General features: G+C 67.6%; 24 protein-coding genes. 16 read left to right on the top strand and 8 right to left on the bottom strand.

Annotated features, from left to right (window positions below; all coding sequences use genetic code 11):
* The first annotated feature begins 168 nt into the window (after positions 1–168).
* From NGM06_RS13590 to NGM06_RS13610, 5 genes are all read left to right on the top strand, one after another.
* A complete protein-coding gene (locus NGM06_RS13590) occupies positions 169–999 on the top strand; it encodes a carbon-nitrogen hydrolase family protein (protein ID WP_254267478.1) in 831 nt (276 codons plus the stop codon).
* An 85-nt stretch (positions 1000–1084) separates the two neighbouring features.
* A complete protein-coding gene (locus NGM06_RS13595) occupies positions 1085–2062 on the top strand; it encodes a carbohydrate kinase family protein (RefSeq protein WP_254267479.1) in 978 nt (325 codons plus the stop codon).
* 189 nt (positions 2063–2251) lie between these two features.
* Positions 2252–3733, top strand: coding sequence for an alpha,alpha-trehalose-phosphate synthase (UDP-forming) (locus NGM06_RS13600; RefSeq protein WP_254267480.1), 1482 nt, complete (start codon positions 2252–2254; stop codon positions 3731–3733).
* Positions 3734–3778: 45 nt separating this feature from the next.
* The gene (locus tag NGM06_RS13605) at positions 3779–5119 is read left to right on the top strand and encodes an MFS transporter (protein WP_254267481.1); all 1341 of its coding nucleotides are present in this window, start codon (positions 3779–3781) and stop codon (positions 5117–5119) included.
* Between the two features lie 124 nt (positions 5120–5243).
* Positions 5244–5720 (top strand): YbaK/EbsC family protein, encoded by a 477-nt coding sequence (locus NGM06_RS13610; protein WP_254267482.1) that lies wholly within the window; start codon positions 5244–5246, stop codon positions 5718–5720.
* Between the two features lie 40 nt (positions 5721–5760).
* On the opposite strand, the gene NGM06_RS13615 is transcribed toward NGM06_RS13610, so the two are convergent.
* Positions 5761–6384 carry a trimeric intracellular cation channel family protein gene (locus tag NGM06_RS13615; RefSeq protein WP_254270034.1) on the bottom strand — a complete coding sequence of 208 codons (624 nt, stop codon included), beginning with the start codon at positions 6382–6384 and terminating at the stop codon, positions 5761–5763.
* Between the two features lie 165 nt (positions 6385–6549).
* On the opposite strand from NGM06_RS13615, the gene NGM06_RS13620 reads away from it, so the two are divergent.
* The 4 genes from NGM06_RS13620 (at position 6550) to NGM06_RS13635 (ending at position 8740) form a co-directional block, all read left to right on the top strand.
* Entirely contained in the window at positions 6550–6966 is a 417-nt protein-coding gene (locus NGM06_RS13620) for a DUF4149 domain-containing protein (RefSeq protein ID WP_254267483.1), read from the top strand.
* Positions 6967–6996: 30 nt separating this feature from the next.
* The gene (locus NGM06_RS13625; RefSeq protein WP_254267484.1) at positions 6997–7431 is read left to right on the top strand and encodes a GIY-YIG nuclease family protein; all 435 of its coding nucleotides are present in this window, start codon (positions 6997–6999) and stop codon (positions 7429–7431) included.
* A gap of 93 nt (positions 7432–7524) precedes the next feature.
* A complete protein-coding gene (locus NGM06_RS13630; RefSeq protein ID WP_254267485.1) occupies positions 7525–8415 on the top strand; it encodes a mechanosensitive ion channel family protein in 891 nt (296 codons plus the stop codon).
* Positions 8416–8524: 109 nt separating this feature from the next.
* Positions 8525–8740, top strand: a complete 216-nt coding sequence (locus NGM06_RS13635; protein ID WP_254267486.1) for a YgaP family membrane protein — start codon at positions 8525–8527, stop codon at positions 8738–8740.
* A 29-nt stretch (positions 8741–8769) separates the two neighbouring features.
* Here NGM06_RS13635 and NGM06_RS13640 read toward each other — a convergent pair whose 3' ends face one another.
* Positions 8770–10296, bottom strand: coding sequence for a phosphoenolpyruvate carboxykinase (ATP) (locus NGM06_RS13640; RefSeq protein WP_254267487.1), 1527 nt, complete (start codon positions 10294–10296; stop codon positions 8770–8772).
* Positions 10297–10615: 319 nt separating this feature from the next.
* On the opposite strand from NGM06_RS13640, the gene acs reads away from it, so the two are divergent.
* Both acs and NGM06_RS13650 read left to right on the top strand, forming a co-directional pair.
* A complete protein-coding gene (acs, locus tag NGM06_RS13645) occupies positions 10616–12751 on the top strand; it encodes an acetate--CoA ligase alpha subunit (RefSeq protein WP_254270035.1) in 2136 nt (711 codons plus the stop codon).
* Positions 12748–13857 carry a phosphotransacetylase family protein gene (locus NGM06_RS13650; RefSeq protein WP_254267488.1) on the top strand — a complete coding sequence of 370 codons (1110 nt, stop codon included), beginning with the start codon at positions 12748–12750 and terminating at the stop codon, positions 13855–13857. Before acs ends, NGM06_RS13650 begins: the two co-directional genes overlap by 4 nt.
* Positions 13858–13859: 2 nt before the next feature.
* On the opposite strand, the gene NGM06_RS13655 is transcribed toward NGM06_RS13650, so the two are convergent.
* From NGM06_RS13655 to NGM06_RS13675, 5 genes are all read right to left on the bottom strand, one after another.
* On the bottom strand, positions 13860–14891 hold the full coding sequence (locus NGM06_RS13655; protein ID WP_254267489.1) for an NAD(P)-dependent alcohol dehydrogenase: 1032 nt from the start codon (positions 14889–14891) through the stop codon (positions 13860–13862).
* An 80-nt stretch (positions 14892–14971) separates the two neighbouring features.
* Positions 14972–15421, bottom strand: coding sequence for an arsenic resistance N-acetyltransferase ArsN2 (gene arsN2 / locus NGM06_RS13660; protein WP_254267490.1), 450 nt, complete (start codon positions 15419–15421; stop codon positions 14972–14974).
* A 57-nt stretch (positions 15422–15478) separates the two neighbouring features.
* Positions 15479–15769 carry a hypothetical protein gene (locus NGM06_RS13665; RefSeq protein ID WP_254267491.1) on the bottom strand — a complete coding sequence of 97 codons (291 nt, stop codon included), beginning with the start codon at positions 15767–15769 and terminating at the stop codon, positions 15479–15481.
* A gap of 82 nt (positions 15770–15851) precedes the next feature.
* Complete coding sequence (locus tag NGM06_RS13670; protein ID WP_254267492.1) at positions 15852–16718, bottom strand: arsenite methyltransferase; 867 nt, start codon at positions 16716–16718, stop codon at positions 15852–15854.
* Positions 16711–17079, bottom strand: a complete 369-nt coding sequence (locus tag NGM06_RS13675; protein WP_254267493.1) for an ArsR/SmtB family transcription factor — start codon at positions 17077–17079, stop codon at positions 16711–16713. Before NGM06_RS13675 ends, NGM06_RS13670 begins: the two co-directional genes overlap by 8 nt.
* A 161-nt stretch (positions 17080–17240) precedes the next feature.
* Here NGM06_RS13675 and NGM06_RS13680 point away from each other — a divergent pair, with 161 nt between their 5' ends.
* From NGM06_RS13680 to NGM06_RS13700, 5 genes are all read left to right on the top strand, one after another.
* The gene (locus tag NGM06_RS13680) at positions 17241–17771 is read left to right on the top strand and encodes a GNAT family N-acetyltransferase (RefSeq protein ID WP_254267494.1); all 531 of its coding nucleotides are present in this window, start codon (positions 17241–17243) and stop codon (positions 17769–17771) included.
* A 112-nt stretch (positions 17772–17883) separates the two neighbouring features.
* Entirely contained in the window at positions 17884–18168 is a 285-nt protein-coding gene (locus NGM06_RS13685) for a hypothetical protein (RefSeq protein ID WP_254267495.1), read from the top strand.
* Positions 18169–18173: 5 nt separating this feature from the next.
* Entirely contained in the window at positions 18174–18518 is a 345-nt protein-coding gene (locus NGM06_RS13690) for a hypothetical protein (protein WP_254267496.1), read from the top strand.
* The gene (locus NGM06_RS13695; protein WP_254267497.1) at positions 18502–19032 is read left to right on the top strand and encodes a DUF7504 family protein; all 531 of its coding nucleotides are present in this window, start codon (positions 18502–18504) and stop codon (positions 19030–19032) included. Before NGM06_RS13690 ends, NGM06_RS13695 begins: the two co-directional genes overlap by 17 nt.
* A 93-nt stretch (positions 19033–19125) precedes the next feature.
* Entirely contained in the window at positions 19126–19923 is a 798-nt protein-coding gene (locus NGM06_RS13700; protein WP_254267498.1) for a rhodanese-like domain-containing protein, read from the top strand.
* Positions 19924–20024: 101 nt separating this feature from the next.
* Here NGM06_RS13700 and ddfA read toward each other — a convergent pair whose 3' ends face one another.
* Entirely contained in the window at positions 20025–20309 is a 285-nt protein-coding gene (gene ddfA / locus NGM06_RS13705) for a DdfA family disk-determining factor (protein WP_254267499.1), read from the bottom strand.
* Between the last annotated feature and the right edge of the window lie 107 nt (positions 20310–20416).

Raw genomic sequence — 20416 nt, forward strand, 5'->3', positions numbered from 1 at the left:
ATTAATGGGGTCGGCGGTTCTCGACCCTTGCGTGGTTGGCGCCGCGACGTGACGACCCACCGTGATTCGACGTACTGTGACGCGACACGGACATCACGCGACGTGACACGACCGCGTCTCCCGCCGTCTACCGCACTGTTTTTCTCGCTCGCCTTCGACCCGATAGCCGTGACCGACACCGATTCGCCGACCGTCGCGGCCTGTCAGATGGCGGTCACCGACCTCGACGTGGACGCGAACACGGACGCGATACGCCAGCGCGTGGCCGACCTCCCGCCGGACGTGGACGCGGCGCTCTTCCCCGAGTACGCCCTGACGGGGTTCGTCGCCGACGAGCGAATCCATGCCGCCGCACTCCAGCGCGACGGTGAAGCCCTCGGCCGCCTGAGCGATCTCGCAGTGGCCACCGAATGCGCGCTCCTCGTCGGGTTCGCGGAGGAGGCGCACGATGCCGCCGTCGTCACGAACTCCGCCGAGGACGCCGACGCCACCGAATCGACGTTCTACAACGCCGTCGCGTACCTTGACTCTGATGGCGAGACGACCGTCTACCGGAAGCGCCACCTCTGGGCGGACGAGCGCGAGGTCCTCGAACCCGGCCGCGAGCGCGTCACGGTCGAGACGCCCGCGGGCACCACCGGACTGCTCACCTGCTACGACCTCAACTTCGTGGGCGAGAGCGCGGCGCTCGCGGGTCCCGACGTGGACGCGCTGTTCGTCGTCGGCGCGTGGCCCGCGGCCCACAGCCAGAACTGGAAACTCCTCCTGCGCGCACGGGCGCTCGACGGCGTCCGCTGGGTCGTCGGTGCCGGGCGGACCGGACGGAAGGCGGTCGGCGACCCGACCGAGTACGCCGGGCGCTCCCGGGTCGTCAGACCGGACGGGAGCGTGCAGGCCGGACTGAACCGGGGCGAGCGGAACCTCGTGGCCGAACTCGACCCCGCGGTCCTCGCGGAGTGTCGGGAGTTCATCCCCGTCCTCGACGACGCCCACGAGTGACTCCAGTCGGAGTGGAGCGTCGCCGAGTCCGCTTCCCGTCTTCCGCCGAACACTTTTCGGGTCCTGCGCCGAATCCCCGAGACGCATGACCGACTCCGAGCGAACCCCCGACATCCTCGTCGCCGGGGAGACCCTCGTCGATTTCCTCCCCGACAGCGTCGGCCCGCTCGCCGACGTGGAGAACTTCTCCCGGCGCGCCGGCGGCGCGCCCGCGAACGTGGCCGTCGCGCTCGCGCGCCTGAACGCGACCCCGTGGTTCTGGACGCGCGTCGGCGCGGACCCCTTCGGCGACTCCCTCGCCGGGACCCTCTCGTCGTTCGACCTGCCCGACCGGTTCGTGGAGCGCGACCCCGCGGCCAAGACCGCGCTGGCGTTCGTCAGCCACGACGCCGACGCCGACCGCGCGTTCACCTTCTACCGCGACGGCACCGCCGACACGCGAATCGAACCCGGCGGCGTCCCCGGCGAGACGCTGGACGCGGTCGAGTGGGTGTACGTCGGCGGCGTGATGCTCGCGGCCGACCCGGGTCGGTCGGCCACGCTCGACCTCGCCGAGCGCGCGACCGAGCGCGGCGCGACGGTCGTCTTCGACCCTAACGCACGGCCGGAACTGTGGGGGCAAACCGACCGCGACTTCCCCTCCCTCGTCGCCGAGATGCTCGACTTCGCCGACGTAGTGAAGGCGACCCCCGAGGACCTCGAAGCCGCCGGGTTCGAGGGCGAATCGCCCGAGGCGCTCTCGGCGGCCGTCACGGGGACCGGACCCCACACCGTCCTGCTGACGCAGGGCGACGACGGAGCCTTCGCTTACGCGACCGACCGGGCACCGTGGGGCGCTGGCGCGGCGTCCCACGGCGGTTACGACGTGAAACCGGTGGACACCACCGGCGCGGGCGACGCCTTCACCGCGGGGGCGCTCGCGGCGCTCGCCGATGCCGAGGGCGATACCTCGCTCTCGGCGGTTCTCGGATTCGCCAACGCGGTGGCCGCCGTCACGACGACGGCCGCTGGCGCTATGGCGGCGTTACCGACCCGCGAGCAAGTTCGAGAGTTCCGGGAGTAAATCGAACGCCCCGAGCTATCCCCAAACAAGAAGAGGTAGTACGCCGTCTGGTACGGACATGATTGAATCGACAGCCGTTCGACCAGCTTCGAAACGGCACACGTCTGCCCGCGAGGGCGTGACCGCTCGGGCGGGGACCCGGCGACGCGGTGGCCTCGCGCCGAACCGAACCGACCGAACGCCGAGGGGATGACGGGCGAACTACCGTCCGACGGCGGATCAGCGCCGACCGAGGGGCTGGTCGTCGTCTCGAACCGCGAACCGTACAGCCACTCGTTCGACGGCGACGAGATCACCGTCGAGCGCCCGGTCGGCGGACTGACCGCCGGTCTCGACCCGGTCATGCGACGCGCGAAGGGGACGTGGGTCGCGTGGGGCGACGGCGACGCCGACCGCGAAGTCGTCGACGAGCACGACCGAGTCGGGGTGCCCCCCGAGGACCCTTCCTACACCCTCCGGCGCATCTGGCTCGACGACGACGAGGTCGAGGAGTACTACTACGGCTACAGCAACCAAGTGCTGTGGCCGCTCTGTCACAGCGACCGGGGCCGAATCACGTACGAGCCGCGGTTCTGGGACCGCTACCGGGAGGTCAACCGGCGGTTCGCCGAGGCGGCCGCGGCGGAGGCAGACCCGGAGTCCCTCATCTGGTTCCAAGACTACCACTTCGGTCTCGCACCCCGGATGGTCCGACGCGAACTCGGCGACGACGCCACGCTGGCACACTTCTGGCACATCCCGTGGCCGACGTGGGACGACTTCCGGGTGTGCCCCCAGAGCCGACAACTGATGGAGGGCCTGCTCGCCAACGACCTGCTCGGCTTCCACGTCGACCGGTTCTGTGCCCAGTTCTTGGAGGGCGTCGACGCCTGCTTCGACGACGCCGCCATCGACTGGAACTCCGGCGAGGTCCACCGCGGCGACTCCACCACGCTGGTCAAGTCGTTCCCGATGGGCGTCGATACCGACCGCATCGAGCGACTCGCCGGGAGCGACGAGGCCGAGGCGTTCTGGAACGAGTTCCGCGAGGAGCGAGGCATCGCGGACGACGCCGTAGTCGCGGTCGGCGTCGACCGCCTCGACTACACCAAGGGCATCCCCGAGCGACTCAGAGCCATCGAATACTTCCTCGATTCGCACCCCGAGTTCCGCGGCGAGTTCGTCTACGTCCAGAAGGCCAGCGAGAGCCGGAGCGAGATTCCGGCGTACCAAGAGATTCAGAAGGAAGTCTCCGAGACCGCCGAGCGAGTCAACGACCGGTTCGCCACCGACGACTGGAAACCGGTGGTCGCCATCACGGAGATGCTTCCCGCCGAGTCGCTGTACGGCCTCTACCGCCACTCCGACCTCGCGCTCGTGAGCTCGGTCCGCGACGGGATGAACCTCGTCGCCGAGGAGTACGTCGCGGCCCAGCTCGACAACGGGGGCGCGCTGGTGCTGTCGGACTTCGCGGGCGTCGACGACACCCTCGGCGACTACGCCTACACCATCAACCCGTACGCGACCAAGGAGTTCGCCGAGACGGTCCACCGGGCCATCACCGACGATACGCAGGAGCGCCGCGAGCGCATGCGTCACATGCGCCAGCTCGTCACGGCCTACGACCTCGACGCGTGGATGGACGACATCTTCGAGACCGCGGCGGGCCTCCGGGACGAGACGACCGAGTGAGCTAATTCAGGAGTTTTACGTGTCGTTGGTACCTCTGTCGCGTCGATGACAGAACGGTGGCTCTACGCGTGGGGACTGGGGTCGGTCGCGCTCGGCGCGGCCTCCCTGCTCGTTCCGCTCTACGTCGTCGCGCTCGGCGGCGACCCGACCGCGCTCGGCCTGCTGGCGGCCAGCGCCGCGCTGCTGGGGACGCCCGGCGCGTTACTCTGGGGCCGCATCGCCGACCGGACCCAGAACCGGCGGTCGGTCGTCGTCGCCAGTCTGCTCGGCGCGGCGGTCTCGCTCGGCGCGATTCCGCTCCTCGACTCGGTGGTCGCGGTCGTCGCCGTCAACGCCGTCCTCTGGTTCGTCTCGGCCGCCGCCGCTCCGGTTCTGACGCTGCTCGTCGTGGCCGACGCGCCCGAGCGAGCGTGGTCGGGGCGAATCGCGGCCCTGAACCGCTATCAGGGGTTCGGCTGGGCTGGCGGTCTCGTCCTCGGAACCCTGTGGCTCGGCGTTCTCGTGCCCCAGTTCGACTCGCCGCTCTCGGCGCGGCGCTGGCTGTTCGGCGTCGCCGCGGCGCTCGCGGCCGTCTCCGCGGTGGCGGCAGCGAGGTGGATGCCCTCGGCCGCGACCGACCTCGGGCGGGCCGACCGCAGGCGAATCGCGCGCTTCCTCTCGGGGACCCACCGCAACGTCAAGACGGCGACGTTCGCGTTCACTCCGAATCGGCTCTACTGGACGACCCTCGGGCTTCGGCCCCGACACTTCGCCCGGCGGTTCACGCCCCGACTGGCGGCGTACTTCCTCGCGGTCGCGCTGTTCTCGACCGGGTTCGCGGCGTTCTGGGCACCGTTACCGGCCTACCTCTCCGCGGAGGGGTACGGCGGCGACGCGACCTTCGGGCTGTATCTCGCCACCAGTCTCGCGTCGGCGGCCTGCTACGGCGCGGTCGGGAAACTCAGCGAGGGGTTCGACGTGCGACTGTTCCAGAGCGCCGCGCTGGGGGTTCGGGCCGCGGCGTTCCCCGTCGTCGCGCTCGTCGGCGCGGCGACCGGACTCGTGGCGACGGGCGGTGCAGTCGGCGTCTTCCTCGTCATCGGCGTGACGTGGGCGGTCATCGCCGTGACCGGAACCGGACTGGTGACCCGTCACGCGCCCGCCTCCATCCGCGGCGAGGCGCTCGGCGTTCACGCCGCGCTGGTCGCCGCGGCGGGCGGGGCCGGAGGGCTGCTCGGCGGGTGGACCGCGGAGTTCGGCTATCTGGTGGCCTTCGGCATCGCGGGCGGTCTCGTCGTGGCGGGGGCGGCGGTGGTCGCCGCGCTCCGGGGACTCTCGACGACGGGCAGTTCCGGCGCGGAATCGACGGAACGGGAGACCACCGACCGAACGGAGACGACCGACTGAGTAGAGCCGAACGACCGAACGGAGACGGCCGACCGACTGAGCGCGGACCGACTGGACGCTGACGGCCGACCGTGACTTGCGCCGACCCCGAACTATTTGAACCGGGCCGACACAAGCCACGGCCATGCACGACCGAGCGAGGGAGTTCGCCGACCGCGCCTGTAGAGAGTACGATTTCGAGGTGGACGTGCAGGAGTTCCCCGAGGGGACCAAGACCGCCGCGGACGCCGCCGACGCCGTCGGCTGTGACGTCGCACAAATCGCCAGCAGCATCGCGATGCGCGCCGCGGACCGACTGGTCGTGGTGGTGACCAGCGGCGCGAACCGGGTCAGCGAGGCCAAACTCGCCGACCTGTTCGGACTCGCCGAAGACGAGGTGGAGATGGCCGACGCCGCCGAAATAAAGGCGACCCTCGGGTGGTCCATCGGCGGCGTCCCGCCGTTCTGCCACGACGCCGAGGTACCGGTCTACCTCGACGAGACGCTCACCGAGTTCGAAACTGTCTGGGCCGCCGCTGGAACCCCGGAAGCGGTCTTCCCCATCGACCCGAAGAGGCTTCGAGAACTGTCGGGCGCAGAAGTCGCTGACGTGGCGGAGTGAGACGCCGCAGAACGTAGCGGTTAGGACCGCAATCTGCTCCTTATCGGTTCCCGGTCTCCCGGCGGGCCAGTCCGAGCATCTGCGCCGTTGGGAGGGTCCACCCGTAGGTGACCGCCGCCATCCGCGTCCCGACCGTCACCGCCGCACACACCGCCGCAGCGGTACTGCCGGTCGCGCCGACAGTCACCGCAATCCAGTACGTGCTACCGCCCAGCACCGCGCAACTTGCATAGAAATCGTCGAAGAGGATGAACGGCGACCGGTCGAGGAGGATGTCGGCGAAGGCACCACCGCCGACCGCGTTGATGGTCGCGATAGCGACGACGCCGAACCCCGAGACGCCCGCGTCGGTCGCCACGATGGCCCCGGCCGTGGTGAAGGCGGCGAGTCCGACCGCGTCGGAGAACAGCGTGACGGGGTGGTCGTCCGGGGAGTCGAGGACGATACTCACGACGACGGCGAGACCCACGCCGAGCATCCCGAGGCTGATTTCGCCGACCGATCGCAGCGCCAGCGGGACCCGATTCACGAGGAGGTCTCTGGTCGCACCGCCAGCGAACGCCGTGACTAGCCCGACGACCGCGACGCCGAACACGTCGAACTCCTCGCGTATCGCCTTGGTCGCGCCGACGAGTGCGAACGCGACGAGACCGACCGTGTTCATCGCCGTGAACGGGTCCACCAGTAGCGCCTCGACGAAGTCCTGAACCACTATCCCGAGCCTCGTCTGCGAACGTATTGAGACCTGCGCATCGGTCGTCGCGGGGTTCGAGCGGAGCGCCTCGCCGAAGCCGAACCCTTGATTTTCTGCGCCTCCCAACCGCCGGACATGGGCCTCCTCGAAACCGCGCTCGCGACGATTATCGACGCCAGCCTCGGCGTCTGGCTCGGGAGCATCGTCTTCTTCTCGTTCGTCGGCGCGCCGACGACGTTCGACGTGCTGGGCGACGACGCGGGACAGGTGGTCAACGCCATCTTCCCGAAGTACTACTCGTTCGGTGCGGCGCTGGGTTTCGTCGCGGCCACCGCCGCGCTGGTCGTTTCCGTCGGTCCCCTCGGCGGCGTACTCCTCGCGGCCCTGCCGCTGGTCGGCGTCGCGCTCAACCTCTACGCCCGGCAGGTCCTGATTCCGAAGATGGAGCGCGCGGGCGACGACGGCTTCGCCAAGTACCACGAGCAGTCGGTGGCGCTGAACGGCGTGACGATGCTCGCGGTCACCGCGGCGCTGGTCGCCTCGCACCTCTGAAACGGGAGGTACGGGAAAGGAACACCGACGATGTCGAAAGGAACCTACACGCTGCTCGTGGAACTCGCCGCCGACGCCACCGTCGAGTTCGGCGCGGCGGGCGAGCGCGACTTGTCCGCCGGATGGTACGCCTACACCGGGAGCGCGTTCGGAACCGGCGGGTTCGCGCGCGTCGAGCGACACCGCGAACTCGCCGCCGGGGAGCGCGACGCCCGCCACTGGCACGTCGATTACCTGCTCGGCCACCCCGACAGTCGCATCGCAGACGCGGTGAAGACGGCGGACGAGGACGCGGAGTGCGAAGTGAGTCGGGCCATCGAGGGTGACGGCGGTCCAGCGGTCGAATCTGTCGCCGGTCTCGGCGCGTCGGACTACGACTGCGATTCGCACCTGCAGTTCGGCCCGGAGCGCGCGGCGCTGGAGCGGGCGATTCGCGCGGCCCACGCGGACTCGGAGGACCGATAGAACGGCGTTCTATCCGCGCCCGACGCGCCGCGAAACCGGGCGTTCGCCCACGGCGATTATCATTCTGGCGGACATATCAGTGGGGACGCGCCGATGCAACTCGACCCGCTCCAAGACCCCGTCGATACGCCAGCGGAGGCGTACCGCGAGATACTGCTCCCGTTCGGGAAGTTCGCGCTCGCGTTCCTCGCGGTCTACCTCGTCGGTCGGTTCGTCGCCCAACCCGCCACCACCCGTATCGTGCGACAGCGAAACCCGAACAACCCGACGATACAGGACGCCTTTCGGCGCTACTTCCATCTACTCGTCGTCGTGGTCGGCGTCACGTTCGGCATGGCGGCGGGCGGGTACGGACAGGTGCTGACGAACTCGACGCTCATCGTCGCCGCGGCGACGCTGGCCATCGGCGTCGCGGGTCAGGAGGTCATCGGGGCGCTCATCAGCGGCCTGTTTCTGGTCGTCAACCCGAACTTCAACGTCGGCGACTGGATAGCGTGGGGCGACCGCGAGGGCGTCGTCGAGGCCATCAGTTTCCGGACCACTCGCGTCCGGACCGAGAGCAACGAGACGGTCACGGTTCCGAACACGGAACTGACGACGAGTACCATCGTGAGCCAGTACGGCCGCGCTGAGTTCCGGGTGTCCGAGGAGGTCGGCATCGGGTACGACGACGACGTGGAGGAGGCCATGTCGCTGCTCGGTGAGGCGGCGGTCTCCCACCCCGCGGTGCTGTCGGACCCAGAACCCCGCGTCTACTTCTCGGAGTTCGGCGACGACGAGTTGGTACTCCACATTCAGTTCTGGATTCGAAACCCGACCCGCAAGGACATCCTGCGGGTCCGCTCGGAGTTCGGACTCGCGGTCAAGTCACAGTTCGAGGCCGCCGGAATCACCATCAGTCCGGCGTCCGAGCGCGAACTGAGCGGGGACCTCCGCGTGGAGCAGTCCGCGACAGGTGAGAACGACTTCGCCGACGAACGGTAGACCCGACCCGTCGCGAGGTGCGACGCTCGGAGTCGTTGTCCCGGGAGCGGCGAGTCACGCCGTCCCGGTCCGGCGTAGAGTTAACTGATTCCGGTCCTCACTCTCGTCCATGGCACTCGAACGAAACGTCGGCGGACTCGACCGAATCGCCCGCGCAGTCGGCGGCGTCGCACTGGTCGCGGTAGCGGTCGGCGCGTTCTTCACCGGGCGTGACGGCATCGGCGTCGCCGCGGTGCTCGGGGGCGCGGGACTCCTGTTCAACGCCGCCACGCAGTTCTGCGGCGTGAACGCGCTGCTCGGAATCGACACCTGTTCGCGGGAGTAGGAGAAGAAGAACGGAAAACGGGCCGAGCGTCAGTACACCGCGTCCCGAATTGCGTCGTCGAGGTCCTCGAAGGTGTCGAGGTGGGTCCGGCGCTCGGTCCGGAGTCTCGCCAGTTTCTCGTCCAGATTCGCCACGTGTTCGGCCACGTCGAACGCGGCGATGTCCATGCCGGGCACCGCGCTCGGAATAGTCAGTCCGGTCGCCTCGTCGTCGGTCCACTCGACGGTGCCGCGGGCGATTTCCCGCAGAATCGTCACCGACTCCTCGACCCCGATGTCCTTCTGCTCCGCGCCGAGGTGGCCGGTGTTGATGACGAAGCAGTCCACGTCGAGGTCGGCCACGAGGTCGCGGAAGCGGTTGCCCTCCTCGCCCTTCGACCCCACGATGAACGGGTTGGTGCCGACCACGCGGATGGACTCCCCGGCCTTCGAGGGGTCGCCCGCGCTGGTCTGGATGGACTCGCCGAGCATGAACGCCGCGGCGGCCTCCTCCGGCGAGAGTTTGGCGACCGGGGGCATGACGGGGTTCCGGGTGATGAAGAACACTTGGTCCACGCCGTCGAGGTCGATGTCCTCGTCGGCCGACGAGAGATGCTCGCGTTCGATGACGGCCCGGCCGTTGGTGGTGTAGCGGTCGCTCTCGAAGTCCACCGTGCCGTCCTCGGCGACGTCCACGTTCTCCAGCACGGCCGACTCGTCGGTCACGGCGTCGTACATCGCGGGCTGTTCGTCGGCGTCGAGACCGATGGTCTTGACGTAGAGACCGTTGCCCTCGCTCCCCGCGATGGTCCCGTCCGGCAGCAGGGCGCACACGTCGTCCTGCAGCATGGTCGCCTCCTCCGGGTCGTCCAGCCAGAGACCGTGAGCCGTCAGGGTGGACTTGCCGGTGGCCGAGAGACCGAGGAACGCCTGTCCGACCTCCTTCAGGTCGCCGGAGCCGTCCGTCAGGCGGACGCGCTTGCTCCCGGCGTGGAGGCCGAGTCCGCCCTGCTTCTTGGCGTAGTACATGAACAGGCGGAGGAACGACTTCTTGGCCTCCCCGGTGTAGTCGCTCCCGAGGACGGCGGTGACGCCCTCGTCGGGGAGGATTCTGACGGCGATTTCGTCGGCGTCGGGAATCTGGACCGTCACGAAGTCCGGGTCCGGACGGGAGTCCCCGTCGCCCGTCACGGGTTCGAAGAGCTTCGCCCACGCCAGCGCGATGCGGCCGTACTCCCGGGGGACGTAGAGTCGGCAGACGTAGGAGTGGTCGTCGTATCGGCCCATCCGGCGGTCCACGCAGACCATCTCTCGCTCGCGAGCCGCGTCGAACGTTCGCTCGATGCGTGCGTAGTCGTCCGCGTCGAAGTCGTCGTCCACCGCGTTCTTCGTCCGGTCGGCGTTGCGAGAACGCTCGTCGCTGACGTAGGACGGCGAACCGAACTCGGTGGTCGTCTCGAGGTGGTCGGAGAACTCGCGGAGGCGGTCCATCGACGGGTCGTATATCACGTCGTCCGCTTCGGCCGGGTCTGGAAGCGCTGTCTCCAGCGACTGAACTGACTTCCCGGATTCTGACATCGGGTGGACCAAGAGTACCCGGACGTATAATTATGCACCATTTACGCAAGAGTTGGCGCCTCTACTCTGGATTTTTGATTTCACATCCGAGTAAATAATCCCTCTTCGGGGGCGGATACCGGAGGTTGTGTCCGTTTAGGTCTCGATTATCGTACTCGCTCTCACGGCGGTCGCCACGAACCGGTCGCTGCGCGGCGGAGGCGGTGAAGATTCCCCGACGCGACCGATTCCCACCGTCCGGAAACAGGACACCACTTTTAAGCGCGAATCGGGCGAACTGACGAACGTGGACGAGAACACTGGCGGTCCGGGAAACGAAGTGACGCGGACCTCGGAAGTCGAGCGGAGCGAGTCTTCCGGCGGGTTAGCTGGGCTGTTCACGCCCGAGCGAGTCGCCGTAATCGGCGCGACCGAGAGCGAGGGGTCCATCGGTCGCGCGATTACCGAGAACCTGCGGGCCGACTTCGCGGGCGAGACCGTCCCGGTGAACCCCAACTACGACGACGTGCTGGGGCTGGAGTGCTACCCCGACGTGGCCGACGTTCCGGGCGAACTGGACCTCGCGGTGGTCGTCGTCCCGCCGAAAATCGCGGTCGAGGCCGTCCGGCAGTGCGGCGAGGCCGGAGTGCGGAACGTGGTCGTCATCACCGCCGGGTTCGGCGAGACCGGGAGCGAGGGCGCGACCCGGGAGCGGGAACTGGCCGAGGTCGCCGAGAAGTACGACCTCAACGTGGTCGGTCCGAACAGTCTCGGCGTGATGAGCACGCCGTCGGGGATGAACGCTACCTTCGGTCCCGAGAACGCGCTTCCGGGGTCTATCTCCTTCATGAGCCAGTCCGGCGCGTTCATCACCGCGGTGCTGGACTGGGCCAACGACGAGGGCATCGGCTTCAAGGACGTGGTGTCGCTCGGTAACAAGGCTGTCCTCGACGAGACCGACTTCGTGGAGGCGTGGGGCGACGACCCCGACACCGACGTGATTCTGGGCTATCTGGAGGGCGTCGAAGACGGCGGCGAGTTCATCGACGCCGCGCGCCGAGTCACCGACGACACCCCCATCGTGATGGTCAAGTCGGGCCGGACCGAGGCCGGGGCGCAGGCGGTCTCCTCGCACACCGGGACCCTCGCGGGGAGCGAGCAGGCCTACGAGGCCGGACTCGAACAGGCGGGCGTCCTCCGGGTCGAGAACGTGCAGGAACTGTTCGACTTCGCACAGATTCTGTCGGGCCAACCCCTGCCCGACTCCGACGACGTGGCCATCGTGACCAACGCGGGCGGCCCGGGCGTGATGACCACTGACGCGGTGGGCGACTCCAACCTCTCGCTGGCCTCGTTCTCCGAGGAGACCCTCTCGGCGCTCTCCGAGTCGATGCCCGAGGAGGCCAACATCTACAATCCCATCGACGCCATCGGCGACGCCGACATCGACCGATTCGAGGAGGCGCTGGACATCGCGCTCGCCGACGAGAACGTCGGGTGCGCGGTGGTCCTGTCGGCACCGACTGCGGTCATCGACTTCGACGACCTCGCGCGGGTCATCACCGACCTGCAGGCCGAACACGGGAAACCGGTCGCCTCGGTGCTGATGGGCGGCGAGCGAACCGCCTCGGCCAAGAAGATTCTGCGCGAGGGCGGCATCCCGAACTACTTCGACCCGGCGCGGGCGGTCCGGAGTCTCGACTCGCTCTCGCGCTACCGCGAAATCAGCGAGCGCGAGTACGAGGACCCCCGGACGTTCGACGTAGACCGCGAGCGCGCCCGCGAGATTCTCGAACGCGCCGAGGAGCGCGGCGACAACCGCCTCGGCGTGGAGGCGATGGGCCTGCTCGACGCCTACGGGATTCCGACGCCGGAGGGCACCGTCGCAGAGACGCCCGAGGACGCGGTCAGCGCCGCGCAGGACATCGAGGACGACGTGGTGATGAAGATAGTCTCGCCCGACATCCTCCACAAGTCCGACATCGGCGGCGTGAAGGTCGGCGTCTCGCCCGAGGACGTGTACGACGCCTTCGAGGACCTCGTGACCCGCGCCCGGAACTACCAGCCGGACGCCACGATTCTGGGCGTGCAGGTACAGGAGATGGTGGACCTCGATTCAGGGACCGAGACCATCATCGGGATGAACCGCGACCCGCAGTTCGGTCCCCTGCTGCTGTTCGGACTCGGCGGCATCTTCGTGGAGATTCTGGAGGACACCGAGACGCGGGTCGCGCCCGTGAGCGAGCGCGAGGCGACCGAGATGGTCGAGGGGATTCGGTCCGCGCCGCTCCTTCGAGGCGCGCGAGGCCGCGACCCCGCCGACCGCGAGGCCGTCGTCGAGAGCCTCCAGCGCCTCTCGCAACTCGTGACCGACTTCCCCGCGATACTCGAACTCGACGTGAACCCCCTCGTCGCGGGTCCGGACGGCGTACAGGCCGTGGACGTGCGACTCACCGTGGACACCGACAACCTATGAAAACGATACTCGTCACCGCGACCGAAGAGAGCACAGGCAAGACCGCGGTCGCGCTCGCGCTGGCTAAACTGGCCGCCGAGCGCGGCCTCTCGGTCGGCTACATGAAACCCAAGGGGACCCGACTCCAGAGCAACGTCGGCAAGACGCTGGACGAGGACCCGATGCTCGCCCGCGAACTGCTCGACTTGGACGCCGAGATGCACGACCTCGAACCCGTGGTCTACTCGCCGACGTTCGTCGAGCAGGCGATTCGCGGCCGCGAGGACCCCGACGAACTCCGCGAGCAGGTCCGCGAGAGCTTCGACAGTCTGGCGGAGGGCAAGGACCTGATGGTGGTCGAGGGCGGCGGGAAACTCACCACCGGCGGCATCGTCGGTCTCACGGACCCCGACGTGGCCGACCTCCTCGACGCCGAAGTCCTGCTCATGTCGAAGTACGAGCAGGGCGGCGACGTGGACGACCTGCTGGCGGCCGCCGACGACGTGGGCGACCGACTGCTCGGCGTGCTGTTCAACGCGGTGCAGGAGGGGAACTTCGACGGTCTCGAAACCGAAGTCGTCCCGTTCCTCGAAGCGCGCGGCGTCCCGGTTCTGGGCGTCGTCCCCCGCGACCAATCGCTGGCGGGCGTGACGGTCGCGGAACTCGCCGCGGAACTCTCGGCCGAGCAGTTGAACGATGCGTCCGGCGAGGCCTTCGTCGAGCGGTTCCTCGTGGGCGCGATGTCGGGCGACTCCGCGCTGCGCCACCTCCGCCGGACGAAGGACGCCGCCCTGATAACCGGCGGCGACCGGCCGGACCTCCAGCGCGTCGCGCTGGAAGCGCCGGGCGTGAAGTGCCTGATTCTGACCGGCGGGTTCCGCCCGCCGGGGGCCATCGTCGGCAAGGCCGAGGAGAAGGGCGTCCCGGTCCTGCTGGTCCAGTCGGACACACTGACGACGATAGAGCGCGCCGAGGACGTGGTCAGGAGCGGTCGGACGCGCGACGCCGAGACGGTCGAGACGATGCGGGACCTGCTCCACGACCACGCCGACGTGGAGGCCATCCTCGGCGACGGTGACGCGTCGTCGTCCGAGACGGACGACGACTCCGACCAACCGCAGGAGTAACGCTACTTCCCGATTCGGACCATCCCTTTCACTGTCTCGGGGTCCATCGCACGCTGGAAGGCGTCGTCCGTATCTTCGAGGTCGGCCTCGAAGTCCACGATGCCCGCCGCGTCCACCGCGCCGTCCGCGAGCAGTTCTATCGCCGCCGGGTACGTGTTCCGGTAGCGGAACGACCCGCGAACGTCCAACTCGTTGTCCACAATGTCGAGCACGTCGAGGGGCACCTCGGCCTCGTCGCCGAGTCCGACGAAGACCACGGTGCCGCCGCGCCGAACCGCGTCGAGCGACCCGGCGATGGCCGACTTCGCTCCGGAGGCCTCGATAGCGACATCGACGCCCTCGCCGCCGGTGGCGTCCGCGACCGCCGCGCCGAGGTCCTCCTCGGTGGGGTCGATGGTCGCGTCCGCGCCGCGCTCCTCGGCCCGCCGGAGTTTGGCGTCAACCACGTCCGAGACGAAGATGTCGGTCGCTCCCGCGGAGCGGACGGCCTCCATCGCCAGCAGGCCGATTGGTCCCGCGCCGGTAATCAGAACCGAGTCGCCGACGCCGACCTCGGCGCGGCGCGCGACGTGGATGCCGACGCTGAGCGGTTCGCAGAGCGCGCCCTCGCGCGTGGAGACGGAATCAGGCAATCGGTAGGCGAAGTCGGCGGGCCACGCCACGTACTCGGCGAACGCGCCGTCGTCCGGCGGGGTCGCCATGAAGGTCACGTCCGGGCAGAGGTTGTACTCGCCGCGCTTGCAGTGGGCGCACCGCCGACAGGGGACGCCGGGTTCGAGTGCGACTCTATCGCCCGGTTCGAGGTCGGTCACGCGCTCGCCGACCGCGACCACCTCGCCCGCGCTCTCGTGGCCCAGCACCAGCGGGTTCTCGACCACGTAGTCGCCGATTCGACCGTGTTCGTAGTAGTGGAGGTCCGACCCGCAGATACCGACTTCGCCGACCGCGACCAGCACCTCGTCGGGCGCGGGGTCGGGCCGCGGCCGGTCCTCGATGTCGAGTCGGCCGGGTTCTCGCAGGACTGCCGTGCGCATGGCCGGGTGTTGGTCGCGGAGGGATAAATCGGTTCGTGCGCGAGGTGGCTACTTCGGCTACTCACTCACTCGTCCAGAAGCTATCTGCCGAGGTCCTTCCGCAGACAGGTCGCCGAACTCGGGCAGAGGTCGGCGAACTCGGTCGTCTCTCGAACGTTCTCCGGGACCGCCTCGCGGTCGATGACCTCGTACCCGCGACGCCGGAAGAACGCCGCCGCGGTGGTGGTCAGAAGGTAGAGCGTCTCGATTCCGCTCGTCCGCGCGCGGTCCTCCAGCGCGTCGCACAGCGCCGTTCCGTAGCCCTGTCCGCGATGGGGTTCCGCGACGACGACCGACCGGAGCAGCCCGTTCGACCCGTGGGGTTCAACGCCGCCGATACCGACGAACTCCGCGTCCTCGCGGCCGACGAAGAAGCAACTCGGTTTCTCTCGCACGTCCTGCGACGGGAGTCCGTTTGATTCCAACAACTCCTCGATTCGGTTCAACTCCGCGCTTTCGGCCTCTCGAACCGTTATCGACGGCGTGGTCATGCTGACCTCGTGAAGTATCCAGTTCGTACGCGGTACCTTTGCGGTTCGAGACGCCGGTTAGCACGAGTCATCGGTTGGAATCTGAGTGACCGTTATTCGGGCCTTTCCGCCGAGGTCGAACGCCATACCCGGGCAGTCGTAGAAGCAACGCACCAGTTCGTAGGCGCGTCGCGCGGCGACGACGAGTCCGGCGACAACTGCGAGGAGCACGGTGCCGGTCAGCGGTTGGCTGACGAACCACAGCGCCGCGGGAATCGCGGCGACCACGGCGTAACTCAGCAGGATGTCGCTCCACGTGTACTCCTCGACTATTGCACTCTCTCGTGAATCGGACGGTGGTCGGTACATTACGTATCAGGTGTGGTAATCGGTGTTCGTTGGTGCGATGCTACTCGCGGCGTCTGCGACGCTCTCCTCGAAACGGCTGCCATCATTCGGCGGCGTCCCCGCGCGACGGTCGCTGTCTGGACGCTGGCTTCTCGGCCTCGATTCTCGCCGCGACGACGTAGTCGCTCAAATCGCGCTCGTCGTCCCACTCGCGGATGAACTCGTCGCTGTCGGATTTCGGTTCGATGGAGACGTCCGCGAATCCGGCGTCGGTCAGCATCGCGTCGAGCGCGGGAATCGACGCCGCGCCGCCGACGCAGGCCGCCACGGACGTGGGGTCTGTTCGTACCCCGTCCGGGAGTTCGGCGGTCAGGACGACGTCCGAGATTGCGAGCCGCCCGCCGGGTCGCAGGACGCGATACGCCTCGCGGAACACCTGCGGTTTGTCCGGCGAGAGGTTGACGACGCAGTTCGACAGAATCACGTCCACCGACGCGTCGGCGACCGGGAGGTGTTCTATCTCCCCGAGTCGGAACTCGACGTTCGACGCGTCGTTCGCCTCGACGTTCTCGCGGGCAGTCTCGACCATCTCGGGCGTCATATCGACGCCGACGACGCGACCGGTCTCCCCGACCTCTCGGGCCGCGAGGAAGCAGTCGAACCCGCCGCCGGAGCCGAGATCGAGGACCGTGTCGCCCGTTTCGAGACCGGCGATTGCAGTCGGATTCCCGCAACCGAGACCCAGATTCGCGTCCCCGTCCACGGCGTCGAGGTCCGCGTCCGAGTAGCCGAGTCTGCGCGACTCGTCGGCCGAGGCGTCGCCGCAGGAGTCCGTCCCTTCGCAACACGACGACTCCGTCGACGAGGACTCGGCGGCGATACGGGAGTACCGTTCGCGCACGGCGGTGCGCTGGTCCGCGTCCGTGAGGCCCTCGCCGTCGGTCTCGGCGGTCGGTGCGTCGTCAGTCATCGTCGGGTGACCTCGTCTCGTCGAGGACGCCGAGGAGTCGTTCGGCCCGCGGCGTCGCGGTGTAGTAGCGCCAGCGACCCTCCTTTCGCCGTTCGACCAGTCCGGCGCTGAACAGCCGCGAGAGCGCTTGACTGACCGCGCCCTGACTTACTCCGAGCGTGGGTTCGAGTTCACAGACGCAGACGTCGTCGTCGGAGTCCGCGATGAGTCGGAGCGCTTCGTACCGGGTGTCGTTCCCCAGCGTCGCGAGCGTCTGGACGTCGTCCGCCAAGTCTTCCTCCGACAGCGAGTGTCCGACCTCGCAGCAGCCAGTCCCTCGTTGCGCGTCGTCCGGTTCGGCGTCCGTCGTTTGCCCACTCATTTTAGCACATGCTAATATTAGACTCTGCTAATATAAACGTTCGGGTCACTCGGTAGACAGAACTGCGTCGAAAAAACTACCGGAGTTCGACCGGCTATCGGTGCGGCAGATAGTATCACACGACCACGTCCCTTATGTCAACTCCCGAAGTACCACCGCCCATGCCCGGCGCAGTGTTCCTCCGGGGCGACTCGATTACGCTTCGGACCATCGAAGCGGAAGACGTGGAGTTCATGCGCGACGCCGTCAACGACCCCGACGTTCGCGAGGGACTGACGACCGCGTACCCCCTCAACGCCGAACAGGAGCGCGAGTACTTCGAGGAGCGAGTCTCGAATCAGGAGGACGTGAACCTCGCTATCTGTACGGACGGCGAGATGGCGGGCATCATCGGTCTCCACGACCTGAATCAGCGGTCGGGCCACTGCGAGGTCGGTCTCTGGCTCGACACCGACTACCACGGTCGCGGCTACGGCACCGAGGCCTCGCGCCTGCTGACCGACTACGCCTTCCGCGAACTCCGGATGCACAGGGTGCAGGCCCGCGTCCTCGCCACGAACGAGGCCTCCGCACGAATCTGGCAGAAGTTGGGGTTCAGGGAAGAAGGCGTCCACCGCGACGAGGCGTTCACCGGCGGCGAGTACGTGGACATCCGGTACTTCGGGATGCTCGAAGACGAGTGGGAGAACTAGCGACGACGGAGCGGAGTCCGCGTCGTCGCCCTGCTCCGCGGTGGCATTCGACGCCAGAGTAGCCGCGCGCAACGGCGGGTTATTTAGTCCGGGAGCGAAAATCCCGGTCCGAATGCCGCTCGAACGCATATTCGCGCTGACGACGACGCTCGTCCTCGCGGGGACGTTCCCGGTCGCGGTCATCGCGGCCCGGGGATTCCGTGGCGCGCCGTTCGGTTCGGTCCTGCGGCCGTTGCCGGTCGTGATTCTCGCGTACATCGCGCTCAACGCGAACGTTGCGGTCGGCGTGGCCGTGCCCCCGGCGTACGAACTCGTCGCGTCGGCGGTGGCGACCGTCGCCGCGTTGGTCGCGGCCGCGCACGTTCTCGTCCTACTGACCGAACGGAGGAAGCTATGACGCCGATGAGCGATCTGGTCTCGTTCGTCTTCATCGCCCAGACCACGATGCTGGTCATCACCTGCGTTCTGCTGGTGTATCCCGTGGTCACGTACGGCCGGAACGTCGCGCACACGCGGGGCTTACTCCTGCTCGCGGGCGCGTTCTTCGCGCTGACTGTCTCTTACGTCACGGCCGTCGCGTTCGGCATGACGCTGGTCTCGTCGGTGCTGGACCTCACGGCCTCACTCCTCGCCGCGGCCGGAATCTGGCAGTTCGCCAGACCGTTCGTCCAGTTCGACGAGGGAACCGTGGAGACGACCGCAGTCGGCGATACCACCGGGGGGTTCGAGAGTGCCGGAGACGACTGAGGGTGAGGGACTCGCGCTCGCGCCGGGCGAGCAGGTGTTGACCTCGGTGCCGTCGATGGGGTCCCCGCTCTCGTACCTGCCGGACGCCGCGTTCGAGAACCTGTTGGTCGTGTCGGCGACCGCGTCCCCGAAGAAGGTGGAGTCGATAGTCGAACGCCGCGGCGGCGACCCCCAGAAGGTCGGCGTCGTCCCCGTCACGGGGTCGCCCGACGAGTACGAGGGTCCGCTGTGGACTACGGACCCGGTCGATCCGAGCGACCTGACGGGCATCAGCATCCGCCTCTCGAAGGCGATGAAGTACGTCATGCGCGGCGGGTGGGTCGTCGTCGATAACGTGAACGTCCTGCTGATGTACGGCCGAGAGGAGCAGGTCTTTCGACTCCTCGACTCGGTCGTGTCGAACACCCGAAAGAAGGAGGCGTGCGGAGCGTACTGCACCGTCCGCGAGGCGGTCACCGACCAGACGTACTCTCGACTGCAGGGTCTCTGTGACCGGACGGTTACGGTCGAATAGTTCAGTCCGCGTTCGTCCTGATTTACCACCGGCTGAATGCGAAAGCACTGATGGTAAAATTAATACAGCGCGGTTTTCTAAGGGTATGCATAGATGAAACGTCGAACGTTCGTGGCGACCAGTGCGGCGTCGCTCTCGGCAGTCGCGGGGTGTCTCGGCGGAATCGGTGGCGGTGGCGGCGACGGCGGCGGTGACCTCGCGGTGACTCCGACCGACGGTAATCTGGACGGCTACCCGCCGGAGTTCGACGAGGTCCCCGAGAAGCGCAGCATCGACACCTCGTCGTTCGGCACCAAGACGGAGAACGGCGTGGAGGTTCCGCTCGCCCCTATCGACGTCGCGCACTACTGGTACAAGCGCGGAGAAGCGAGAATGGCCGACGCTCGTGGAAAAGGGTCCTACGAGAGATCCCACGTCTACGGCGCGGTACTGAGTCAGGCCGACCCCGACCGGCGCGTCTCGAACGACCCCGTGATGGACTGGCCGAAGGGCGACCGCATCGTCTGTTACTGCGGTTGTCCCCACCACCTCTCGTCCATTCGGGCGTCCCAACTCATCAACGAGAGCTTCGAGAACGTCTACGTCATCGACGAGGGGTTCCGGGCGTGGAACAGACGCGGCTATCCGATGCGCGGGAGCGACGTGGGCAACAAGCCCAAGAACTGGGTCGTCCGGGGCGAAACCGCCGCCAGCCTCGACGGTCGGAACGCGTGGGCGAGGCACAAACCGACCGAGCAGATGGAATCGACCGACATCACCGACGACGGCAGTTACGAACTCCACCTCAAGTTCCACGAGGTCGGTCCGGAATCGACCATCGAAGTCGAGACGCCGGAGTACACGGTCGAAGGCAAACTGAAGAATCTCGCGTCGGGCACCGTACAGGGGTAGCTGAGTCTCATTCGACGTGAGACGCCGAAACGGTCGATTTTGGGTCGTCACCGTCGTCGAGAAGTACGACGCCGACTCTCGCACGAACCGGTAGCTCTGATTCAGACGACTCGTTCTCGGTCGGAATCGTCCGCGGTCCGAACGACGATGTCCCCTGCTCCCTCGACAGTGACTTCGTAGCCACAGTACGTGAACGACACGTGCGGTCCGTCCTCCGAAGCGGCCCACTTCGTCTCGAACAGTTGGTTCAACGCGTCCGGGTCGACGACGCGGTACAGCGGTGGGGTCACCTCGGTCGGAGGGATTCCCTCGGCGTCTGCCACCGCCGTCACTATCCTCGTACTGATTCGGTCGTCGTCACCGAGAGCGGTCCGCGAAACTCGCATACCACGTTTCTGCTCGCCGGACTGTATAAAAGCTATCGCAGATTGCGAAATTCGGTCCGAAACCACCGATTTACGTTCCGACTCGCAGGCGGATTCGGTTCGCAGTC

This window comes from Halorussus aquaticus (assembly GCF_024218795.1).
In the GTDB taxonomy this organism is placed as follows: domain Archaea; phylum Halobacteriota; class Halobacteria; order Halobacteriales; family Haladaptataceae; genus Halorussus; species Halorussus aquaticus.

What these genes read in the sequence shown, in the direction of transcription:
- NGM06_RS13595 (WP_254267479.1), top strand. Translation starts at nt 1,085, where the DNA reads ATGACCGACTCCGAGCGAACCCCCGACATCCTCGTCGCCGGGGAGACC.
- NGM06_RS13600 (WP_254267480.1), top strand. Translation starts at nt 2,252, where the DNA reads ATGACGGGCGAACTACCGTCCGACGGCGGATCAGCGCCGACCGAGGGG.
- NGM06_RS13605 (WP_254267481.1), top strand. Translation starts at nt 3,779, where the DNA reads ATGACAGAACGGTGGCTCTACGCGTGGGGACTGGGGTCGGTCGCGCTC.
- NGM06_RS13610 (WP_254267482.1), top strand. Translation starts at nt 5,244, where the DNA reads ATGCACGACCGAGCGAGGGAGTTCGCCGACCGCGCCTGTAGAGAGTAC.
- NGM06_RS13615 (WP_254270034.1), bottom strand. Translation starts at nt 6,384, where the DNA reads ATGAACACGGTCGGTCTCGTCGCGTTCGCACTCGTCGGCGCGACCAAG.
- NGM06_RS13620 (WP_254267483.1), top strand. Translation starts at nt 6,550, where the DNA reads ATGGGCCTCCTCGAAACCGCGCTCGCGACGATTATCGACGCCAGCCTC.
- NGM06_RS13625 (WP_254267484.1), top strand. Translation starts at nt 6,997, where the DNA reads ATGTCGAAAGGAACCTACACGCTGCTCGTGGAACTCGCCGCCGACGCC.
- NGM06_RS13630 (WP_254267485.1), top strand. Translation starts at nt 7,525, where the DNA reads ATGCAACTCGACCCGCTCCAAGACCCCGTCGATACGCCAGCGGAGGCG.
- NGM06_RS13635 (WP_254267486.1), top strand. Translation starts at nt 8,525, where the DNA reads ATGGCACTCGAACGAAACGTCGGCGGACTCGACCGAATCGCCCGCGCA.
- NGM06_RS13640 (WP_254267487.1), bottom strand. Translation starts at nt 10,296, where the DNA reads ATGTCAGAATCCGGGAAGTCAGTTCAGTCGCTGGAGACAGCGCTTCCA.
- NGM06_RS13650 (WP_254267488.1), top strand. Translation starts at nt 12,748, where the DNA reads ATGAAAACGATACTCGTCACCGCGACCGAAGAGAGCACAGGCAAGACC.
- NGM06_RS13655 (WP_254267489.1), bottom strand. Translation starts at nt 14,891, where the DNA reads ATGCGCACGGCAGTCCTGCGAGAACCCGGCCGACTCGACATCGAGGAC.
- arsN2 (WP_254267490.1), bottom strand. Translation starts at nt 15,421, where the DNA reads ATGACCACGCCGTCGATAACGGTTCGAGAGGCCGAAAGCGCGGAGTTG.
- NGM06_RS13665 (WP_254267491.1), bottom strand. Translation starts at nt 15,769, where the DNA reads ATGTACCGACCACCGTCCGATTCACGAGAGAGTGCAATAGTCGAGGAG.
- NGM06_RS13670 (WP_254267492.1), bottom strand. Translation starts at nt 16,718, where the DNA reads ATGACTGACGACGCACCGACCGCCGAGACCGACGGCGAGGGCCTCACG.
- NGM06_RS13675 (WP_254267493.1), bottom strand. Translation starts at nt 17,079, where the DNA reads ATGAGTGGGCAAACGACGGACGCCGAACCGGACGACGCGCAACGAGGG.
- NGM06_RS13680 (WP_254267494.1), top strand. Translation starts at nt 17,241, where the DNA reads ATGCCCGGCGCAGTGTTCCTCCGGGGCGACTCGATTACGCTTCGGACC.
- NGM06_RS13685 (WP_254267495.1), top strand. Translation starts at nt 17,884, where the DNA reads ATGCCGCTCGAACGCATATTCGCGCTGACGACGACGCTCGTCCTCGCG.
- NGM06_RS13690 (WP_254267496.1), top strand. Translation starts at nt 18,174, where the DNA reads ATGAGCGATCTGGTCTCGTTCGTCTTCATCGCCCAGACCACGATGCTG.
- NGM06_RS13700 (WP_254267498.1), top strand. Translation starts at nt 19,126, where the DNA reads ATGAAACGTCGAACGTTCGTGGCGACCAGTGCGGCGTCGCTCTCGGCA.
- ddfA (WP_254267499.1), bottom strand. Translation starts at nt 20,309, where the DNA reads ATGCGAGTTTCGCGGACCGCTCTCGGTGACGACGACCGAATCAGTACG.